Annotated in this window: 16 protein-coding genes; 12 read left to right on the top strand and 4 right to left on the bottom strand. The window is 57.8% G+C overall.

Annotated features, from left to right (window positions below; genetic code table 11):
* Positions 1-169: 169 nt before the first annotated feature.
* Positions 170-1,465 carry a hypothetical protein gene (locus OKC43_RS03120; protein WP_270803856.1) on the bottom strand — a complete coding sequence of 432 codons (1,296 nt, stop codon included), beginning with the start codon at positions 1,463-1,465 and terminating at the stop codon, positions 170-172.
* Between the two features lie 251 nt (positions 1,466-1,716).
* Between OKC43_RS03120 and OKC43_RS03115 the strand changes: the two genes are divergently transcribed.
* The 7 genes from OKC43_RS03115 (at position 1,717) to OKC43_RS03085 (ending at position 9,939) form a co-directional block, all read left to right on the top strand.
* Positions 1,717-2,100, top strand: a complete 384-nt coding sequence (locus OKC43_RS03115) for a Rid family detoxifying hydrolase (protein ID WP_005344164.1) — start codon at positions 1,717-1,719, stop codon at positions 2,098-2,100.
* A 22-nt stretch (positions 2,101-2,122) separates the two neighbouring features.
* Positions 2,123-3,412, top strand: coding sequence for an L-cysteine desulfidase family protein (locus tag OKC43_RS03110; RefSeq protein WP_270803855.1), 1,290 nt, complete (start codon positions 2,123-2,125; stop codon positions 3,410-3,412).
* A 64-nt stretch (positions 3,413-3,476) separates the two neighbouring features.
* On the top strand, positions 3,477-4,130 hold the full coding sequence (locus OKC43_RS03105) for a helix-turn-helix transcriptional regulator (RefSeq protein WP_005334376.1): 654 nt from the start codon (positions 3,477-3,479) through the stop codon (positions 4,128-4,130).
* 153 nt (positions 4,131-4,283) lie between these two features.
* On the top strand, positions 4,284-4,871 hold the full coding sequence (locus OKC43_RS03100) for a histidine phosphatase family protein (RefSeq protein WP_270803854.1): 588 nt from the start codon (positions 4,284-4,286) through the stop codon (positions 4,869-4,871).
* Between the two features lie 323 nt (positions 4,872-5,194).
* Positions 5,195-6,820, top strand: a complete 1,626-nt coding sequence (locus OKC43_RS03095; protein WP_270803853.1) for a methyl-accepting chemotaxis protein — start codon at positions 5,195-5,197, stop codon at positions 6,818-6,820.
* 287 nt (positions 6,821-7,107) lie between these two features.
* Positions 7,108-8,301: an enoyl-ACP reductase FabV gene (gene fabV / locus OKC43_RS03090; protein ID WP_005361765.1), complete on the top strand. Its 1,194-nt coding sequence runs from the start codon at positions 7,108-7,110 to the stop codon at positions 8,299-8,301.
* 162 nt (positions 8,302-8,463) lie between these two features.
* The gene (locus OKC43_RS03085) at positions 8,464-9,939 is read left to right on the top strand and encodes a YfcC family protein (RefSeq protein ID WP_108613152.1); all 1,476 of its coding nucleotides are present in this window, start codon (positions 8,464-8,466) and stop codon (positions 9,937-9,939) included.
* Between the two features lie 63 nt (positions 9,940-10,002).
* On the opposite strand, the gene OKC43_RS03080 is transcribed toward OKC43_RS03085, so the two are convergent.
* The gene (locus OKC43_RS03080; RefSeq protein WP_005334367.1) at positions 10,003-11,217 is read right to left on the bottom strand and encodes a pyridoxal phosphate-dependent aminotransferase; all 1,215 of its coding nucleotides are present in this window, start codon (positions 11,215-11,217) and stop codon (positions 10,003-10,005) included.
* A gap of 381 nt (positions 11,218-11,598) precedes the next feature.
* On the opposite strand from OKC43_RS03080, the gene OKC43_RS03075 reads away from it, so the two are divergent.
* Together OKC43_RS03075 and aqpZ are read left to right on the top strand one after the other, a co-directional pair.
* Positions 11,599-11,811 carry a DUF1653 domain-containing protein gene (locus OKC43_RS03075; protein ID WP_005334366.1) on the top strand — a complete coding sequence of 71 codons (213 nt, stop codon included), beginning with the start codon at positions 11,599-11,601 and terminating at the stop codon, positions 11,809-11,811.
* A gap of 270 nt (positions 11,812-12,081) precedes the next feature.
* On the top strand, positions 12,082-12,771 hold the full coding sequence (gene aqpZ / locus OKC43_RS03070) for an aquaporin Z (RefSeq protein ID WP_005361747.1): 690 nt from the start codon (positions 12,082-12,084) through the stop codon (positions 12,769-12,771).
* A 92-nt stretch (positions 12,772-12,863) separates the two neighbouring features.
* Here aqpZ and OKC43_RS03065 read toward each other — a convergent pair whose 3' ends face one another.
* Entirely contained in the window at positions 12,864-13,613 is a 750-nt protein-coding gene (locus tag OKC43_RS03065) for a lytic transglycosylase domain-containing protein (RefSeq protein WP_372587234.1), read from the bottom strand.
* Between the two features lie 328 nt (positions 13,614-13,941).
* Here OKC43_RS03065 and OKC43_RS03060 point away from each other — a divergent pair, with 328 nt between their 5' ends.
* Positions 13,942-14,382 carry a GNAT family N-acetyltransferase gene (locus tag OKC43_RS03060; RefSeq protein ID WP_041980377.1) on the top strand — a complete coding sequence of 147 codons (441 nt, stop codon included), beginning with the start codon at positions 13,942-13,944 and terminating at the stop codon, positions 14,380-14,382.
* A 5-nt stretch (positions 14,383-14,387) separates the two neighbouring features.
* Here OKC43_RS03060 and OKC43_RS03055 read toward each other — a convergent pair whose 3' ends face one another.
* Complete coding sequence (locus tag OKC43_RS03055) at positions 14,388-14,930, bottom strand: DUF1439 domain-containing protein (protein WP_005353308.1); 543 nt, start codon at positions 14,928-14,930, stop codon at positions 14,388-14,390.
* 97 nt (positions 14,931-15,027) lie between these two features.
* On the opposite strand from OKC43_RS03055, the gene cls reads away from it, so the two are divergent.
* Both cls and OKC43_RS03045 read left to right on the top strand, forming a co-directional pair.
* Entirely contained in the window at positions 15,028-16,509 is a 1,482-nt protein-coding gene (gene cls, locus OKC43_RS03050; RefSeq protein WP_270803852.1) for a cardiolipin synthase, read from the top strand.
* A gap of 107 nt (positions 16,510-16,616) precedes the next feature.
* A complete protein-coding gene (locus tag OKC43_RS03045) occupies positions 16,617-17,879 on the top strand; it encodes a DUF945 family protein (RefSeq protein WP_270803851.1) in 1,263 nt (420 codons plus the stop codon).
* Positions 17,880-17,947 lie beyond the last annotated feature (68 nt).

The raw sequence follows: 17,947 nt of genomic DNA, 5'->3' as shown, positions 1-17,947 counted from the left end.
GGCGTGAGTCGTGTTGCCTGAATAGTACTCCGAGCGGCCTCCCTTGGGTGATGGCCGGTTGCAAGTTGTGATCCCCTTGGCTTTTTACTTCCGGGCGGAGGCGCGGTCAGCCGCACCAATAGAAAACGGGCCACCCGAAGGTGACCCGCGGTCGATAAGGGGAAACCGATCAGTTGAACGCCAGGAAGGGCGAGACGCAGAGCAGCAGGCCGGTGACGATGATGATGTAGAGGGAAGTGCCCTTGTACTTGTGCAGCGCCGGTACCTGATAGACCAGATAGGCCGGGATGAGGCAACCCACCATGCCGAAGATGGGGCTGCAGATGGAGGTGAAGCTCAGTACCGGTGCGTTGAGCACGATGGCACCCCAGGAGAGCATGACGGTAAAGACCATGATCCCTTTGCCTACCAATCCTTTATTGATGCGGTTTTCCGGCAGCACTCGGTGCAACAGGTTCATCGCCAGACCCTGACAGGCTTCACGGAAACCGAGGTAAACGCCGAAGTAGGCGGTCATTACCGCAAAGATGTTGAGGGTGAGGCTCAGGAGCTTGAGGGTCTGGCCGGGCATCCCCTGGGCTACCATCGCCAGTGCGGAGATATTCTCTTCAGAGGCTTTGACCGCCTGATCGTGGCCCATGGCCAGAGTGAAGGAGACCGCGTAGAAGAACACCACCACAAACAGGATGCCGAAGGCGATATTCATGGCGCGCATCGCCTTAAAGCGGGCTACTTCCAGCGACTTTTCCCGCGAGCGGTAGGAGATCACCATGGGGCTCAGGCTCTGGATAAAGAGGATGGAGGTGAGGGTAAAGGGCAGCATGATGATGGCATCCTTCATCCAGTCACCGGCAGCGGGCATGGCGGTGATGTTGGCCGCATCCCATTTGTCCACCATCATCAGGCCGAGCACTGCCACCACGCTGATCTTGGTCAGCACCATAAAGGTGGAGATCTTGAACAGCAGGTTCTCGCCGCGCGACGCCAGTGCCACCAGACCGCAGATCAGCACCAGACCGTAGAGCGGGTTTTCGGAGAGCAGGCCGTCGGTAACGCCGAAGCTCTGCAGGAAGGAGGCGCTGTCATTGGTGATGGCGGTGGAGTAGACGAAGACCCAGATCACCAGCATCACGAAGTAGAGTGCGCCGAGCAGCACACCCCAGTTCTTGCCAAGGTAGCCGGTGATGACGCTGGGGTAATCCTTGCACTCCGGCGAAGTGGCCAGGGTGTTGATAAAGAGGCGCTGGAACATGTACATGGCGGGGTAGCCGATCACCGCCGAGAGCAGAAAGACCCACAAGCCCATCAGACCCACCTGTACCGGCAGGAAGACGATCCCTGCGCCGATGGCCATGCCGATGCTCATGATGATCCAGCCCCAGTCGGTGCTGTCGAAGCGAACCGCTTCTTTCCATTCCAGCGTGCCCATCACGGGGCTGGCGAGTGTAGTGCTATGCGCGTCCATTAAAACCTTCTTTTTTGTAGGGATGTGGGAAAGCGGCGCAAATATAGTTGAATGAAACTGTCATAAACAATGCCCATAAGAGTACTTTTGTTCAAATCAGGATGGTGATCACGGTTTATATTGAGGCCGAAAGGTGCCTTTAAACGCCATTTTTGTATCTTTTTGTTGAATGGATAAAATAAAAAGCAAATAATGTTGAACGGAATGAGATTCATGATTGCAAAAAAAATTGCACAAACAGGAGTGGCTATATGAAACGCATCATCACAGCAGCAGCGGCACCTGACGCTATCGGTCCCTACAGCCACGGCACTGCCTATGGCGACCTTATCTTTACCTCCGGTCAGTTGCCGGTCTGCAAGCAGCAGGGTGGTGTGGTGGAAGGGGGGATTGCCGCCCAGACCCGCCAGTCACTGGAAAACCTGAAATCCGTGCTGGAAGCCGCTGGCGGCTCGCTGGATACCGTGCTCAAAACCACCTGCTACCTCGCCGAGATCAGCGATTTTGCCGCGTTCAACGAGGTCTATAAAGCCTATTTCCAGAAAGATTGTCCGGCGCGCAGCTGCTTCGCAGTGAAGGATCTGCCGATGGGCGTCAAGGTTGAAGTGGAAGCGATCGCCCATATCGCTCGTTAATGCTGATAAAAAGGTTCAAGTGATGAAACAAGCGTGGCAGCAGTATCTGCAGATTATTCAACAGGTTGTCAAACCAGCGCTGGGTTGTACCGAGCCAATCGCCGCCGCCTATGCCGCAGCGGTCGCCACCCGGCAACTGGGGTGTGAGCCCGGTCGCCTCGAGGTTGCGGTGTCAGACAATCTCTATAAAAACTCGATGGGTGTTTATGTGCCGGGGACCGGCAAGATCGGTCTGGCCATTGCGGCCGCGGCCGGTGCCATCGGTGGCAACGCCGATGCCGGGCTGGAGGTGCTGGCCGCGATCCAGCCAGCACAGGTGGATCGTGCCCAGCAGCTGATCGATGCCGGCAAGGTGCAGGTGAGCCGCACCGCCGCCCCCGAGTTTATCTTCTGCCGCGTGACCGTTTATGGCACTGATGACAAGGGTGAAGAACACAGCGCCGAAGTGACCCTGTGCGGCGGTCATACCCGCATCGTCGAGCAGCGCCGCGATGGCGAGGTGACCTTCACCGCCGATCAGAGCCAGGGCGGTGCCACCGGCTCCATCTGCGACGGGGTAGATATCAGCATCGCCGCCATCTACGAGTTCGCCACCCAGGTGAAGTTCGAGCAGATCAGGTTCATCCTCAAAGCCTCGGAGCTCAACGGCAAGCTCTCCGCCGAGGGGATGAACAACCCCTATGGCCTCGAGATTGGGCGCACCATGCAGCAGAACATCAATGCCGGTCTTATCGGCGAGGATGTTATGAACCGCATCGTGATGATGACGGCGGCCGCCTCCGATGCCCGCATGGGGGGCGCGACCCTGCCAGCCATGAGCAACTTCGGCAGCGGCAACCAGGGCATTGCCGCCACCATTCCGGTGATGGTGATTGCCGAGCGCTTTGCAGCCAGCGAAGAGCAGCTGGCTCGCGCCCTCATCATGAGCCATCTGGGTGCCATCTATATCAAGTCCCACTATCCGCCGCTGTCGGCCTTCTGTGGCAATACCGTGACCAGCGCGGCCGCCTCCATGGCCATGGTCTATCTGGCGGGCGGCAGCTTCGAGCAATCCTGCTTCGCCATCCAGAATGTGCTGAGCGACAGTGCCGGCATGGTGTGCGACGGGGCTAAGGCCTCCTGCGCCATGAAGGTGAGTACCTCCTCCGGCGCGGCGGTGCGCGGTTTCCTGATGGCCCTCAACAGCCACTCGGTGTCGGGGCAGGGGATCGTCGCCGGCGACGTGGATCAGACCATCCGCAACGTCGGCCAGATGGTGAAGGAGGGCATGTCTGCCACAGACAGCACCATTATTGATATCATGTCCGCCTGATGTCCCTGTCGGTTGCTGCTCGGCGCCCATTGTCCGGCAGCAACCCTTGCAAGAAGGTCCCATTGTGAAGCTGCAAGAGTTGAGTCCGAGCGATTTTGAGATCCTCAAGTCGATGGAGAACATAGTGGATGGCATCGCCGCCATGTATGGTCAGCACACCGAAGTGCTGCTCCACAGTCTGGATGCGCGCAATCCCTCGATCGTCAAGATTGCCAACGGCCATATCACCGGCCGCAGTGTCGGCGCCCCCATCACCAACCTGGCGATGATGAAGCTCAAGAGCGGGCAGGATATCTCCAGCCCCTACATGACCAAGTGTGCCACCGGCAAGACCCTGCGCTCCATCACGACCGTGATCCGCAACGGGGAGCACAGGGCCATCGGGTTGCTCTGTATCAACAGCGACATGGATGCCCCGTTGCAATCTGTGCTGCGCACCATGATGCCGGAGTGCATGCATCCCCACGAGAGCCATGCCACCCCGGAGGTGTTTGCCCGCAACATCGACGAAGCGCTCAACAGCACCATCGACACCGTCAGTGCCGAGGTGCGTGGCAACGAGGCGGTGCCTCCGTCCCAGAAGACTCGGGTTATCGTCAACCAGCTGCACGACATGGGGATCTTCGAGTTAAAAGACAGTGCCCAGATTGCGGCGCGCCAGCTCGGCATTTCGGTCCACTCCATCTACCGCTATCTGCGGGAGATCAAGAAGGGCTGAGCCGATACACTCTGGCCAAATTGGCAGCAAACGGGTCAGCCTTGACCCGTTTTTTACGCCCGCTTTAGCCTCTCTGTTTGGGCCATCCTTCTGGCTCATCTGCTATCATCTCCCCCTTTATTTTTCTATCTCTCTGAACGTGCTGGAGAAATCATGTCTCGACTCATCTATCTGCTGCGCCATGGCCAGACCCGCTTCAATGCCGAGCAGCGTCTGCAGGGGCGTTGCAACTCCGATCTGACCGACAAGGGGGAGGCGCAAGCCATCGCCATGGGGCGGCGCCTTGCCGCCGAACTGGCGGATCCCGCCCGCTGGACCGTCTATGCCAGCCCGCTCGGGCGTGCCCGTCAGACTGCGCTGCTGGTGTGCGAGCAGTTGGGGCTGGCGGCGGATCGCATCGTCTGGGACGATCGCTTGATGGAGCTGGGCATGGGGGAGTGGGAGAGCTGCCAGATACCGGCGCTGCGCCTTGCCCACCCCGAACTCGATACCGGCAAGGGGGACTGGTATCTGCTGGCACCGGGGGCCGAGAGCTTCGAGAGCATTCAGCGCCGGGCACACCAGTGGTTGCAGGATCCCGCCATCGCCGAGCGGGCCATTGTTATCTCCCACGGTCTGCTCGGTGCCATGTTGCGCGGCGTCTATGCCGATCTCGACTATAAGGCGACCTGGTCACAGGAGTTGCCACAAGATGCCTTCTATAAGCTGCAGGATGGCCACATCACCCGCATTGCCTGCTAGTTTCGTGGACGTTGCCGCCATCAGTGCATGGATGACGCAGGCTGCAACGCGCTACGGATTTTGCTTTGCGAAGATTAGACATCAACGAAATGATGAATAGACTCAAAAAGCGCATTATCAATAAGGGCATTAGCCCTTCTCCTGCGGTGATGTGTTTAAGGTCTGGTTTTGCGAACAGGTTGCAACTTGCATTGCACTATGGTGCACAGACCGCGCTTTTTAATGAGGTAAGCGGGTGATTGTATTGAAATGAGTGGTCGCGTGATGCTTGGTGTATCAATTGCATATTAAACGACCAGTGGCCTGAGTATGAGGACGACACCATGAAAGGGATCTCGGTTCGTAGCAAATTATTGATGCTGGTTGTGGTACCGCTGTTTTGTATGATTTTGCTGTGCACTCTCTCCCTTTGGGGGATGCGCCTGATGAATCAGGCTGCCCATCAGGTGAATGAAGAGGAGGTGCAGCAGTTATCCGAACTGAAGCTGATTTCAGACTTATATGCGGTCAGTGTCGTTGATGCGATCAATAAAGCGCATGTTGGATTAATCACCCGTGAAGAAGCAAAACGTTCCGTTACTGAAGCGCAGTTAAAAGCAGCAACGGAATGGAAGCGTTACATGGCCCAGAAGATGTCTGCGGAGGAGCGGGCGATTGCGGAGTCTGCCCAGGTATTGATGAACAAAGCCGACATTACACTGGATGGTATTAAGAGTGATCTTTCATTAAAAGCTCCTCTTGATAAGGCAATTCATCAGTTATACAGCACGGTTGATCCTTTTAATGAGGCGCTGGGCAAGCTGGTTGAACTCCAACTGAGATTTGCAGATGAGCATGTTGGTACCCTGGAAAGTCTGGCCGTTGATTTTTCATTTGCCTTCCTCTCCATCACCGGGATTGCCCTGTTCGCTTTATCCGTGCTGGGGATCTGGATTTTTCGCGGGATCAGTCAACCGCTCACCGCTTTGCGCAGAGCACTTTACAAATTGCAGCATGAGCAGGATTTGACCGTCACCGTCCCCGTCATTCGGGAAGATGAATTGGGGCAAGTCGCTCGGGCGCTGAATGATATGGTTAGCCATTTCCGCAGATTGATTGGCGAAATGGATGACGTGGCTGAACAGTTATCGACAGGCGCCGATGCACTGAACGAGCTGGGGCTAACCAGTGCTGAACAAATGGCCCAGCAGCGTCTGGAGACAGATCAGAGCGCTGCGGCGATGAATGAGATGAGCGCAACGGTTAACGAAATCGCCCAAAATACAAATAGTGCTGCAATTGCCGCCCGTCAGGCTGAAAACAAGGCAGAAGAGGGGCAAGCGGTTGTCAAAGAGACCATTGGGAATATGGCTCTGGTCTCTGGTCAATTGCAAAATACATCCACTGTGCTGCAAAACCTGGCCATCGAAAGCAATAACATTACCCAAGTGATGGGGGTTATTCGCTCGATTGCCGAACAAACCAATTTACTGGCACTGAATGCGGCAATTGAAGCCGCCAGAGCTGGTGAGCAGGGGCGCGGTTTCGCGGTGGTTGCTGATGAAGTCCGGGTACTTGCTCAGCGCACCCAAAATTCTACCGGAGAAATCCAGAATACCGTCAATCGCCTGCAACAGAATGCAACTATGGCTGTTGATAGTATGAATATCGGATTATCTGAAGTGGAGAAGACGAACACCCTGATGCTGACCTGCGGCGTCTCTTTGGAAGAAATTGTGAGTGCGGTGGATGATCTGAATAATCTCAATGTGCAAGTCGCTGCTGCAGCCGAAGAGCAAAGCAAAGTCACCGAAGAGATGACGCGCAGCATGGTCAATATTGCCGATATCGCAGTACATACCTCGGATTCGGCAGCCCATGTATCGGCCAAGTGTCAGCGTCTTGATGAGATGGCCAAGTCAATGAGAACACAGATTAATCATTTTAAATGGCGCTCACATGCCGCTTGATATAATTCGATGACATTACCCCCAGGCCCCGAGAGTTCGGGGCCTTTTTGTATCATGTTGGTCGTACTGCACCTGCGTTGAAACATGTCATAGGTTTCCATAGATATGGGGAGATTAATTACCGGACTGATGAAGTGACGCTTTCCGAAAAATTGTGCATTTTTGACGGCAGCCGTCACCCTGAATGGCCATTTTTGCCGCAGTTCAACACATCAGAGCACCTTATCGCGGCAAGATGAGGTATCTTATGCCCCGATTTCATCCATTAAACGGATCCGAGACCCCATATGATCATCAAACCCAAGGTTCGCGGCTTTATCTGCACCACCACTCATCCGGTCGGTTGTGAAGCCAATGTTCGTCGCCAGATCGCTTATACCAAGGCCAAGGGCACCATCGAGAATGGTCCCAAGAAGGTGCTGGTGATCGGCGCTTCCACCGGTTATGGCCTGGCCTCCCGGATTGCGGCTGCCTTCGGTAGCGGCGCCGCCACCCTCGGCGTCTTCTTTGAAAAAGCGGGCACCGAGTCCAAGACCGGTACCGCTGGCTGGTACAACTCTGCCGCCTTCGACAAGGCCGCCAAAGAGGCGGGTCTCTACGCCAAGAGCGTCAACGGCGATGCCTTCTCCAACGAGTGCCGCGCCAAGGTGATCGAGCTTATCAAGCAGGATCTGGGTCAGATTGATCTGGTTGTCTACTCCCTGGCCTCTCCGGTGCGCAAGATGCCGGAAACCGGCGAAGTTGTGCGCTCTGCCCTCAAACCGATCGGCGAGGTCTACACCACCACCGCCATCGATACCAACAAGGACCAGATCATCACCGCCACCGTCGAGCCGGCGAACGAGGAAGAGATCCAGAACACCATCACAGTGATGGGCGGTCAGGATTGGGAGCTGTGGATGGCTGCCCTGCGTGATGCTGGCGTGCTGGCTGACGGCGCCAAGTCCGTGGCCTACTCCTACATCGGTACCGATCTGACCTGGCCAATCTACTGGCATGGCACTCTGGGCCGCGCCAAGGAAGATCTGGACCGCGCCGCTGCAGCCATCCGTGGCGATCTGGCTGCCAAGGGCGGCACCGCTCACGTGGCCGTGCTGAAATCCGTGGTGACCCAGGCCTCTTCCGCCATTCCGGTGATGCCGCTCTATATCTCCATGGCCTTCAAGATCATGAAGGAGAAGGGCATTCACGAGGGTTGCATGGAGCAGGTGGACCGCATGATGCGCACCCGTCTCTACGCGTCCGACATGGCGCTGGACGATCAGGCTCGCATCCGCATGGATGACTGGGAACTGCGTGAAGATGTGCAGCAGACCTGCCGCGACCTGTGGCCATCCATCACCAGCGAAAACCTCTCCGAATTGACCGATTACACCGGTTATAAGCAGGAGTTCCTGCGCCTGTTCGGTTTCGGTCTGGATGAGGTCGATTACGATGCGGATGTGAATCCGGACGTGAAATTCGACGTGGTCGAGCTCTGAGTCTGACTCAAGTGAAAACAGGGCCCCGCGGGGCCCTGTTTTTTTGGCAAACATTCCGCTAATTTGCGGAATTTTATTATCAGCGATCACCTTTTTCCCATATCAAACCCGCTAGTCTTGCGCTGATCGGATCACAGACGGCATTGCCGAGGTACGGAAGCTATGACCACTCCAAACGAGGCGCCCAAGAAGCGCCAACTCCCCACTGTTTATACCCTGCTTTTCATTATCATCGCCCTGATGGCCGCCCTCACCTGGGTGCTGCCAGCGGGCAAATATGACTATGTCACCGCCAAGACCCAGCAGCCGGTGGCGGCAGCGGCCGTGGCCGATTACAGCGGCGACGAGCGGCTGTTGCCGGTGCCCGGCAGCTACACCGAGTTACCCGCCCACCCGCAAGGAGTGTTCGAGGTGCTCAAGGCCCCCATTCAGGGCTTTCACAAGGCGGCCGACGTGGCGCTGTTCGTGCTCATCATCGGTGGTTTTCTCGCGGTGACCATGCAAAGCGGTGCGCTCGATGCCGGGGTGGGGGCCATTGTGCGCGGCTTTGCCGGGCGTGAGCGGTTGCTTATCCCGGTGTTGATCGCCCTGTTTGCTCTCGGCGGCTCCACCTTCGGCATGGCAGAGGAGACGGTGGCCTTCTGGGCGCTGATCGTGCCGGTGATGATGGCGGCTGGCTTCGATCGCATGGTGGCGGCGGGCATTATCCTGCTTGGCTCCGGGGTCGGGGTGCTCGCCTCCACCGTCAACCCGTTTGCCACCGGCATCGCCTCCGGTTTTGCCGGTATCCCCATCGGTGAGGGGATTGGCCTGCGGGTCATCCAGTGGCTGCTGCTGGTGATCTTCGCCTCCTGGTTCGTGATGCGCTACGCCAAGCAGGTGCAACAGGACAAATCCCGCTCCGTGCTGGCCGACATCACCTATGACGACGAGTTCTCCCAGATGAAGAGCGGCAACCTCGCCTTCACCGGCAAGCAGAAGCTCACCATGCTGGTATTCTTCGGCACCTTCCTGCTGATGATCTATGCGGTGGTGCCCTGGTCGGATTTGGGGATTGATGTGCTGCCCACCTTTGGCTGGTGGTTTGACGAGCTCTCCACCCTGTTCTTCAGCGCCTCCATCCTGATCGCGCTGATCAACCGGATGCCGGAGTCCAACTATGTGGCGACTTTCCTGAGCGGCGCTCGGGATCTCATCGGGGTGGCGCTGGTGGTAGCGGTGGCGCGCGGCATCTATGTGGTGATGGAGCAGGGCGTCATCATCGACACCATTCTGCATTGGGCTGAAGGGCTGGTGAGCGGACTCTCCTCGTCGGTCTTCATCCTGATGGCCTATCTGGTGCACATCATCCTGAGCTTCTTTATCCCCTCCACCTCGGGGCTGGCGACTGTCTCCATGCCGCTGATGGGGCCGCTGGCGGACTTCTCCGGTATTTCGCGGGATCTGGTGATCACCGCCTATCAGTCCGCCTCCGGCTGGATCAACCTGTTCGCCCCCACCGCCGCCCATCTGGTGGCCGGTCTGGCGCTCGCCAAGATCCCCTACGATCGCTTTGTGCGCTGGGTGCTGCCCTTTATCATCGGCGTAGCCCTCATCACCATGGCGGTGCTGGTAGCCGGTGCCCTGCTGCACGGCTGATGGCACGAATAAAACCACAGATAACAAAAAGGCTCCCGCGGGAGCCTTTTTCATGAGCCTTGCTTACTGCTTGTAGCCCTTGAGGAAGCGGGCGAGGCGGCCGATGGCATCCTCCAGCTCCTCTTCGCGGGGCAGAAACACCAGCCGGAAGTGATCCGGCGCCGGCCAGTTGAAGCCGGTGCCCTGTACCAGCAGCAGCTTCTCCTGTTGCAGCAGGTCGAACACCATCTTCTGATCGTCGCGGATGTCATACACCTTGGGGTCGAGGCGCGGGAACATGTAGAGCGCTCCCTTGGGTTTGACGCAGGAGACCCCGGGGATCTCGTTCAAGAGCTCCCACGCCTTGTCCCGCTGCTTGCGCAGGCGGCCGCCCGGCAGGATCAGCTCGTTGATGCTCTGGTAGCCGCCAAGCGCAGTCTGGATGGCGTGCTGCATCGGCACGTTGGCGCACAGTCGCATGGAGGCCAGCATCTCCAGCCCTTCAATGTAACCGCGGGCACGGCCTTTTGGACCGGTGATGACCATCCAGCCCTGACGGAAGCCGCAGGCACGGTAGGCCTTGGAGAGGCCGTTGAAGGTCACCACCATCACATCGTCACACAGGGTGCAGACGCTGGTGTGGGAGATATCGTCGTAGAGGATCTTGTCGTAGATCTCGTCGGCGAAGATGATGAGGTTGTGCTGGCGGGCAATCTCGATCACTTCCAGCAGGAACTCGCTGCCGTAGACGGCGCCGGTCGGGTTGTTGGGGTTGATCAGCACCAGGCCGCGGGTGCGCGGGGTAATGCGGGCGCGGATATCGTCGAGATCCGGATACCAGTCAGCCCCTTCGTCGCAGCGGTAGTGCACCGCATGGCCACCGGAGAGAGTGACGGCGGCGGTCCAGAGCGGATAGTCAGGGGAGGGCACCAGCATCTCGTCGCCATTGTTGAGCAGCGCCTGCATCGCCATCACGATCAGCTCGCTGGCGCCATTGCCGATGTAGATGTCGTCGATATCGACCTTGCGCATCCCTTTTTGCTGGTAGTACTGCATCACCGCTTTACGGGCAGAGAAGAGCCCCTTAGAGTCGCAGTAGCCCTGGCTCAGCGGCATGTTGAGGATCACATCCTTGATGATCTCTTCCGGCGCATCAAAGCCGAACGGGGCCGGGTTGCCGATGTTGAGCTTGAGAATGCGGTGGCCTTCGTCTTCGAGACGGCGAGCCTCTTTATGCACCGGGCCGCGGATGTCATAGCAGACATCGTCGAGCTTGTGCGACTTGTCGATTGTGAACATGGTGAGTGTGATTCCTTCCCCACAGGGACGCGTTGGCGAAAAAGGCGATTTTTAGTATCAAATTTCTTTTCCCCTATTCTTCACAGAATTGAATGCTAGAACAATCCTCTTTTTAGAAGAATTCCCTGATTTTTAGCCCTAAAACAGGGTTGCTAGAACGTTAAATTCAGCACGATCTTTGGTGCTAACCAAGGTTAACTAGTGAAACATGGGGAACGAATTAACAAAGCTGCCTGACTGTGTTGCAATATCCGGATCCTGTGGCACGATTGGCTTGTGTAAAAAATCGTCTTCGTCCCCCTTTTCGATGAGTTGACTGGCACTCATGGTGTCATCTTTATGTGGTTCGCTCATCGGTGTTCACTTCTGCGAGGTTTTCCCATGCAAGCACCCGTTCCAGGCCGCTATCGCCACTTCAAGGGGGGTTACTATCAAGTGCTTGCCCTGGCTTTGCATACCGAAACCCAGGAGCAGCTGGTCATTTATCAATCCGAGCAGGATGGTCAGGTCTATGCCCGTCCCGTCGCCATGTTTATGGAATGGATTGAGCATCAGGGGCAGGTTGTCAGCCGTTTTGCCCCGGCAGGAGACTGACCACGCCTCCGTTTTTATCGCTCAAGGGATGAGCACTCGAGCTAAACTGTGTCACAAGTTGTCGCATGACGCCCTTGGGTATGAGATGTGCAGCCGGCTGTCTTAATGATAAATCCCTTATCTAATCAACAAATTGTGACGAATATCACATTCAATGAGCTCTGCCTGCCGGGTTCGCAATCTGGACTCACACTCCCATAATGCTGCGCTTGTTCAAGCATGGGCCCTTCTCGGGTCTTGTTCGGTGTTATCTCAAATGGGAGAAATAATGTGAAACCTGTTGCTGCTGAGTTTATGGGCACTTTCTGGCTGGTATTGGGCGGGTGCGGCAGTGCCGTGCTGGCTGCAGCCTTCCCTCACGTCGGGATTGGTCTGCTGGGGGTCTCGCTGGCTTTCGGTCTGACCGTGCTGACCATGGCGTTTGCCATCGGCCATATCTCCGGTTGCCACCTCAATCCGGCCGTGACTGTCGGCTTGTGGGCGGGTGGTCGTTTTCCGGCATCCGGTGTACTGCCTTATATCGTGGCGCAAGTGTTGGGTGGCATTGCCGCCGCTGCCGTGCTTTACGTGATTGCCAGCGGTCAGGCCGGGTTTGATCTCTCTGCCGGTTTTGCTTCCAACGGCTACGGTGAGCACTCTCCGGGTGGTTATAGCCTGACTGCCGCACTGGTGTGTGAAGTGGTGATGACCGGTTTCTTCCTGTTCGTCATCATGGGCGCCACTGATAGCCGTGCGCCTGCCGGTTTCGCGCCGATCGCCATCGGTCTGTGCCTGACCCTGATCCACCTCGTCAGCATTCCGGTGACCAATACCTCGGTCAACCCGGCCCGCAGTACCGGTGTTGCGCTGTTTGTCGGTGACTGGGCTATCAGCCAGCTGTGGCTGTTCTGGGTTGCCCCGATTGTCGGTGCCATTCTGGGTGCGCTGGCTTATCGCCTGGTGGCGACTGAGCAGAAGTAATCATTTGCGAAACAAAGTGTGGTATCGACACGCCTGCGGGCGTGTTTTTTGTTTCTGTAGGGGCAAGAAAAGAGCATTAACCGAGGCTAACCTCAGAGCCCTTTGGCCTGCAGCATCTCTTTGTAGCGCAGGTGGAGGAGCTGGACGCGCTCCACATAGGCACGGGTTTCCGCATAGGGAGGGATACCGCCATGTTTTTGTACGGCGCCCGCGCCGGCGTTGTAGGCCGCGGTCGCCAGCGCCACGTTGCCATCATACTGCTTGAGCAGTCCCGCCAGGTATTTCACCCCGCCGAAGATATTCTGCTCCGCCAGCAAGGCATTGCCGACCCCCAACTCCCGCGCTGTGGCGGGCATCAGCTGGGTCAGACCCATCGCCCCCTTGCGGGAGACCGCCAGCGGATTGAAAGCCGATTCCGCATGGATCAGCGCCCGGATCAGCGCAGGCTCAACCTGATAGGTTTTGGCGGCTGCCTTGATGGTGCTGGCATAGTCATAGAGAAACAGCCCTGTGGTCTGCCAGTTGACGCTGGATTTGGGGTCGCAGGCGAAGCAGTCATTGAACAGCAGCAGCTCGTAATGGCCCTGTTCGGGCGCCATGTCGGAGTAGCGAACCACCCCGTTTTGTTGCACCGATTTATAGACCTGGATCTGCTTCTTGCCGTTGGTGGCGACTGCCGCTGTTTGAGCTGTGTCGGGTTGTGGGACGGGAGTTGAATCTTTGACCGGACGCAAGGGGGAGGGAGCGGCGGTCAGGAAGATCACCTCCGCGGGAGGGGGAGTCTGGCTCCATCCGCTCAGGGGGATCAACAACATATGGCCTGCCAGCATCCATGCTTTCAACCCTGATACTCCTTCTTGTGATGACCATGTTGAGTAAAGCATCATGACGAGGGCAGAACAAGCGGCCAACAGGGGGCAAATGATCCGATTCGGTGACCGGGATCAAAGTATCCGCCGCAATAAAGGATTGTCATCATAAAGCACGGTTTTGGCAGTCGTGCGGTGGGTCATGGCCTCTTCCACCGGGTAAGCAAGCTGCCCACGACGTCCGCTTTTTTGTTGACGAAAGGCATGCTATCGTGCTGGCGTCATGTGGTCGGATTAGCGCACCGTATCTGGCACTAATAACTGATTATCAAAGGATTTGTCTGTGACAAGCAAGCTGGCGATGGAACTCACTTTCGAAGAGTACTGCGACGCCGACCTCTCCCTTATCAGGGACTATTACGAGACGACGTTTTCCCACTATGTGCCGGATCTGGCCGAGCGGATCTTTGTCGTGCGTGATGCTCACTGGCTGGTGGGGGCGGTACGGTTGCGGGACGAGGAGGAGTTTTACCATCTGTGCGGCTTTCGCCTGTTGCCCCACTACCAGTCGCTGGGATTGGGGTCACGGCTGCTGCAGCACGCCTGTCACGGTCTGTTGGACAAACCTGTGGTCTGTCAGGCGCTGCCCTTCGAGAAGCCTTTCTATCTCAAGGCCGGGTTTGCCGATATGCCCCTCAATCAATTGAGCGGGTCGCTTTTCTCCCTCTACGAGCGGCAGCAGCAGCAGGGTTATCAGGTGGAGCTGCTGGTACGGGATACCACCCAGCCCCTCCTGAATTGAGCGGTTTAGCGGGGTTTGGTCAGCAGGTGGATCTTGCCCGGTGACAGCTCCAGCCCCAGCAGATTCTCCTTCAGCCACGCCTGATCCGGATCCTTGTCATTGAGTTTGTAGACCGGTTTGGTCTCGAGCCGCTTCTCCATGCTCTGCAGCAGCATGTTGAGCATCAGCCCGAACTTCTTCTCGGCCGCCTCCGGCTCCAGCTTGTACTCCACCAGCTTCATGTTATCGAGAAACAGCGCGCTCTGGCTCTTGTCATAGCGGGGTCTCGCCTCATAGGTCATCTGCAGGCGGGCGTCATATTCGGTATTGTCTGGCAGGGCGATTTTGAGCTTGCCCTTGCCATAGACCCGGGCGGTATCGGGGCGTTGGCGACCGATTTGGACGTCGCTCTGCTCAAGCGTCACATGGGCCTTGATGATGCCCGGCAGCTCCAGCTGTTTGTCGACTTGCACCTGAGATTGCAGGTACTGGTTTATCTGTTGCTCATTGATGTCATATGAGCCTTGGCCTAGCATGGCCAGGCTGAGCAGCATAGATTGCAGGATCATGCGTGCGACCTGATAGAATGGATTTGCCTTACAGCATACCATCCCGGCCGGTTGGGGTCTGCCCACCGCGCTGTTTGTCGATTAGAAGGAGTCCCCGTTGTTTAACGGTCTGGAACACGATCTTCAACTGCTGTTTTCCCGTTTTCTGGGTTGGCTGCTACTGCTTTTTCATACCGTGATTGTCACCGGTGTGTCGTTTCGGGTGGTGATGAAACGCCGTCCCATCGGGGTGTCGCTGGCCTGGCTGGCGCTGATCTATGCCATTCCGTTTGCCGGGGTGGGCTTCTATGTGCTGTTTGGTGAAATAAAGCTGGGGCGCCGCCGTGCCGAGCGCGCCCAGGCCATGTATCGCCCTTATTCCATCTGGATCCGTCAACTGGCCCGTCTGTTCCCGCAGCACTGCTGCGAAGTGGGCGCCAAGGCACAGCCGCTGCACGATCTGATCCAGGGACGGCTCGCCATGCCGATGCTCTCCGGCAACCGCATGACCTTGCTCAACAAGCCGGACTGGATCTTGCGCGAGATTGCCCAGGATATCCGTCGCTCGACGCTCTCCTGCTATCTGGAGTTCTACATCTGGCATCCAGGCGGCGATGCCGACGAGGTGTGCGAGGCGCTGATTGAAGTGGCGCAACGCGGCGTGGATTGTCGCTTGCTGCTCGATTCGGTGGGCAGCAAGCAGTTCTTCCGCTCCCACTGGCCCAAAAAGCTGCGCAAGGCGGGGGTCAAGCTGGTGGAGGTGCTGCCGGTCGGCGCCTGGCGCATTCTGTTCCAGCGTCAGGATCTGCGGATGCACCGCAAGTTGGTGGTGATCGATGACAGGGTGGGTTACACCGGCTCCATGAACATGGTGGATCCCCGTTTCTTCAAGCAGGATGCCGGTGTCGGCCAGTGGGTCGACATCATGATCCGGGTGCAGGGGCCCATGGTGCCGCTGATGTGGTCGATCTTCGTCTGGGACTGGGAGATGGAGACCGGCGAGCGGCTTCTCGACAGTCTGCAGCATGAGCCGGAGGCCTGGCCCCAGACCAACTACCGCGCCCAGCTGATCCCGTCCGGCCCCTTCGTCGGCGGCGACTGCATCCAGCAGAGCCTGTTGCTGGCTATCTATCAGGCGCGCAGTCATCTGGTGCTGACGACCCCTTACTTCGTGCCCGACGATCCGCTGGCGGCCGCACTCAGTTCGGCAGCGGCGCGCGGGGTACAGGTGCAGCTGGTGTTGCCGGCACGCAACGACTCCATCATGGCCAATTACGCCTGCAACGCCTTTATGGAGGAGCTGCTGGCGGCCGGGGTGGAGATCTACCGCTACGATGCCGGTCTGCTCCATACCAAGAGCGTGCTGGTGGATGATGACTTCGCTCTGGTGGGGACGGTCAATCTGGATCGGCGCAGCCTCTGGCTCAACTTCGAGGTGACCCTGTTGGTGGACAACCCCTCGTTCGTGGCCCAGATGACCCGGCTGGTACAGGGCTATATGGCGGAAGCCACCCCGATGACCCTGTCCCAATGGCAGGCCCGCCCCTGGTACAAGAAGGCGATGGAGAACATCTTCTATCTCTTCAGCCCCTTGCTGTGATGTTGTGGCGAGCCGCAAGAAAGTGGACTCGCCATCTGATTGGACTTGCCTAGCCCCGAGTCCGCCCCGTAGAGTGCAGTGACAACTCCCTGGAGACACATGGATATATGAAAAAGATAGTGGCCCTCGCCGTGGGTGCGGCACTGGTAGGTGGTGGTCTGGCTGCGTGCTGGTACACGGGCAACAGCTTCGACAACATCATGGCGGAGCAGATCGCCAAGGTGGAGAAAGAGAGCGGGCTCGACATGCAGTGGCTGCCGGGTAGCAGCAACCTCTTCACCCGTGACGGGATCCTGAAGGTCGTGGTGACGCCGGAGGAGCTGGCTGCCATCGACAGCGAGCTGGAGGGAAGTCAGCCCATCGAGTTGCAGCTGGTGGTCAAGAGCCAGATCCTGCCGCTCTACATCAAGAGCCACTTCCTGCTCGATACCCATAATGGCACTCTGGCGCCGGTTTTCACCGCACTGGGCATGGAGCAGTGGGAACTCGGTCTGGAGTCGGTCACCAGTCTCTGGACCCAGGGTAACAGCAGCCGTTTCTGGGCCAATGAATTCAAGATCAAACAGGGGCTGGACGAGTTCAGCTTCCTGCCCCTGAGCGGTGAGTTCCACGGCAATCTGGAGGGGAATGGTCACCTCACCATGACCTGGCAGGGGATGACGGTCCATGAAGAGCAGAGCAAGATGGACTTGGTGCTGGCCGACCTGAAAGGGAGTGCCGACATTGCCGAGATCAGCGGTGTGCTCCTCTCGCCCCAGAGCGAGATGACCCTCTCGGCCCTCACGGTACAACTGCCTGACAGCGTCAAGGTCGCCCTGCAGGGGATGACTACCGAGACTCAGCTGACTGGTGATGATGCCCAGACCCTCTCCAGCAGCTATCAGATGAAAATTGCCAAGCTGGAGCTGGAGAACGAGACCGACACCCTGGCGGTGACCGACAGCAAGTTGGCGCTCAACCTCAACGGTCTGGATCTGGAAGGGTATCAGGGGCTGCAGGCCGCCGGTGGCAAGGGAGTTGAAGATGCCGCTATCCAGCAGGCGCTGGACAAGATGCTCAAACGTGGCGCGACCCTTGAACTGGCCGATCTCAGCGCCAAGCTCAATGGTGAGGCGGTGACCATGAAGGGGGACGTGAAGCTGGCCTCCACCTCGCTGGAGCAGCTGTTCAACAGCGACGCGGGAATGCAGGCCCTCTCCGGCGTGCTGCATGCCAACCTCAGCGACAAGCTGGGCAAGGCTGTGCCGCAACTGGCCCCCATGCTCGAGCAGCTGACCCTGATGGGTTATCTGAAGGCCGACAAGCAAGCGCTGACCTCCGAGCTGAAGTTGGAGAAGGGCGCGGTGACGGTAAACGATCTGCCGCTCTGACACTCGGCGCAGAAACAACAACGGCTCCCGCAGGAGCCGTTGTTGTTTCTGGCGTTTGCATACGAGCC

This window comes from Aeromonas sp. Y289-2 (genome assembly GCF_027705925.1).
Lineage (GTDB): Bacteria > Pseudomonadota > Gammaproteobacteria > Enterobacterales > Aeromonadaceae > Aeromonas > Aeromonas veronii.
Note: the sequence above shows the minus strand (reverse complement) of the source record. Positions and strands in the feature narration are given on the sequence as shown.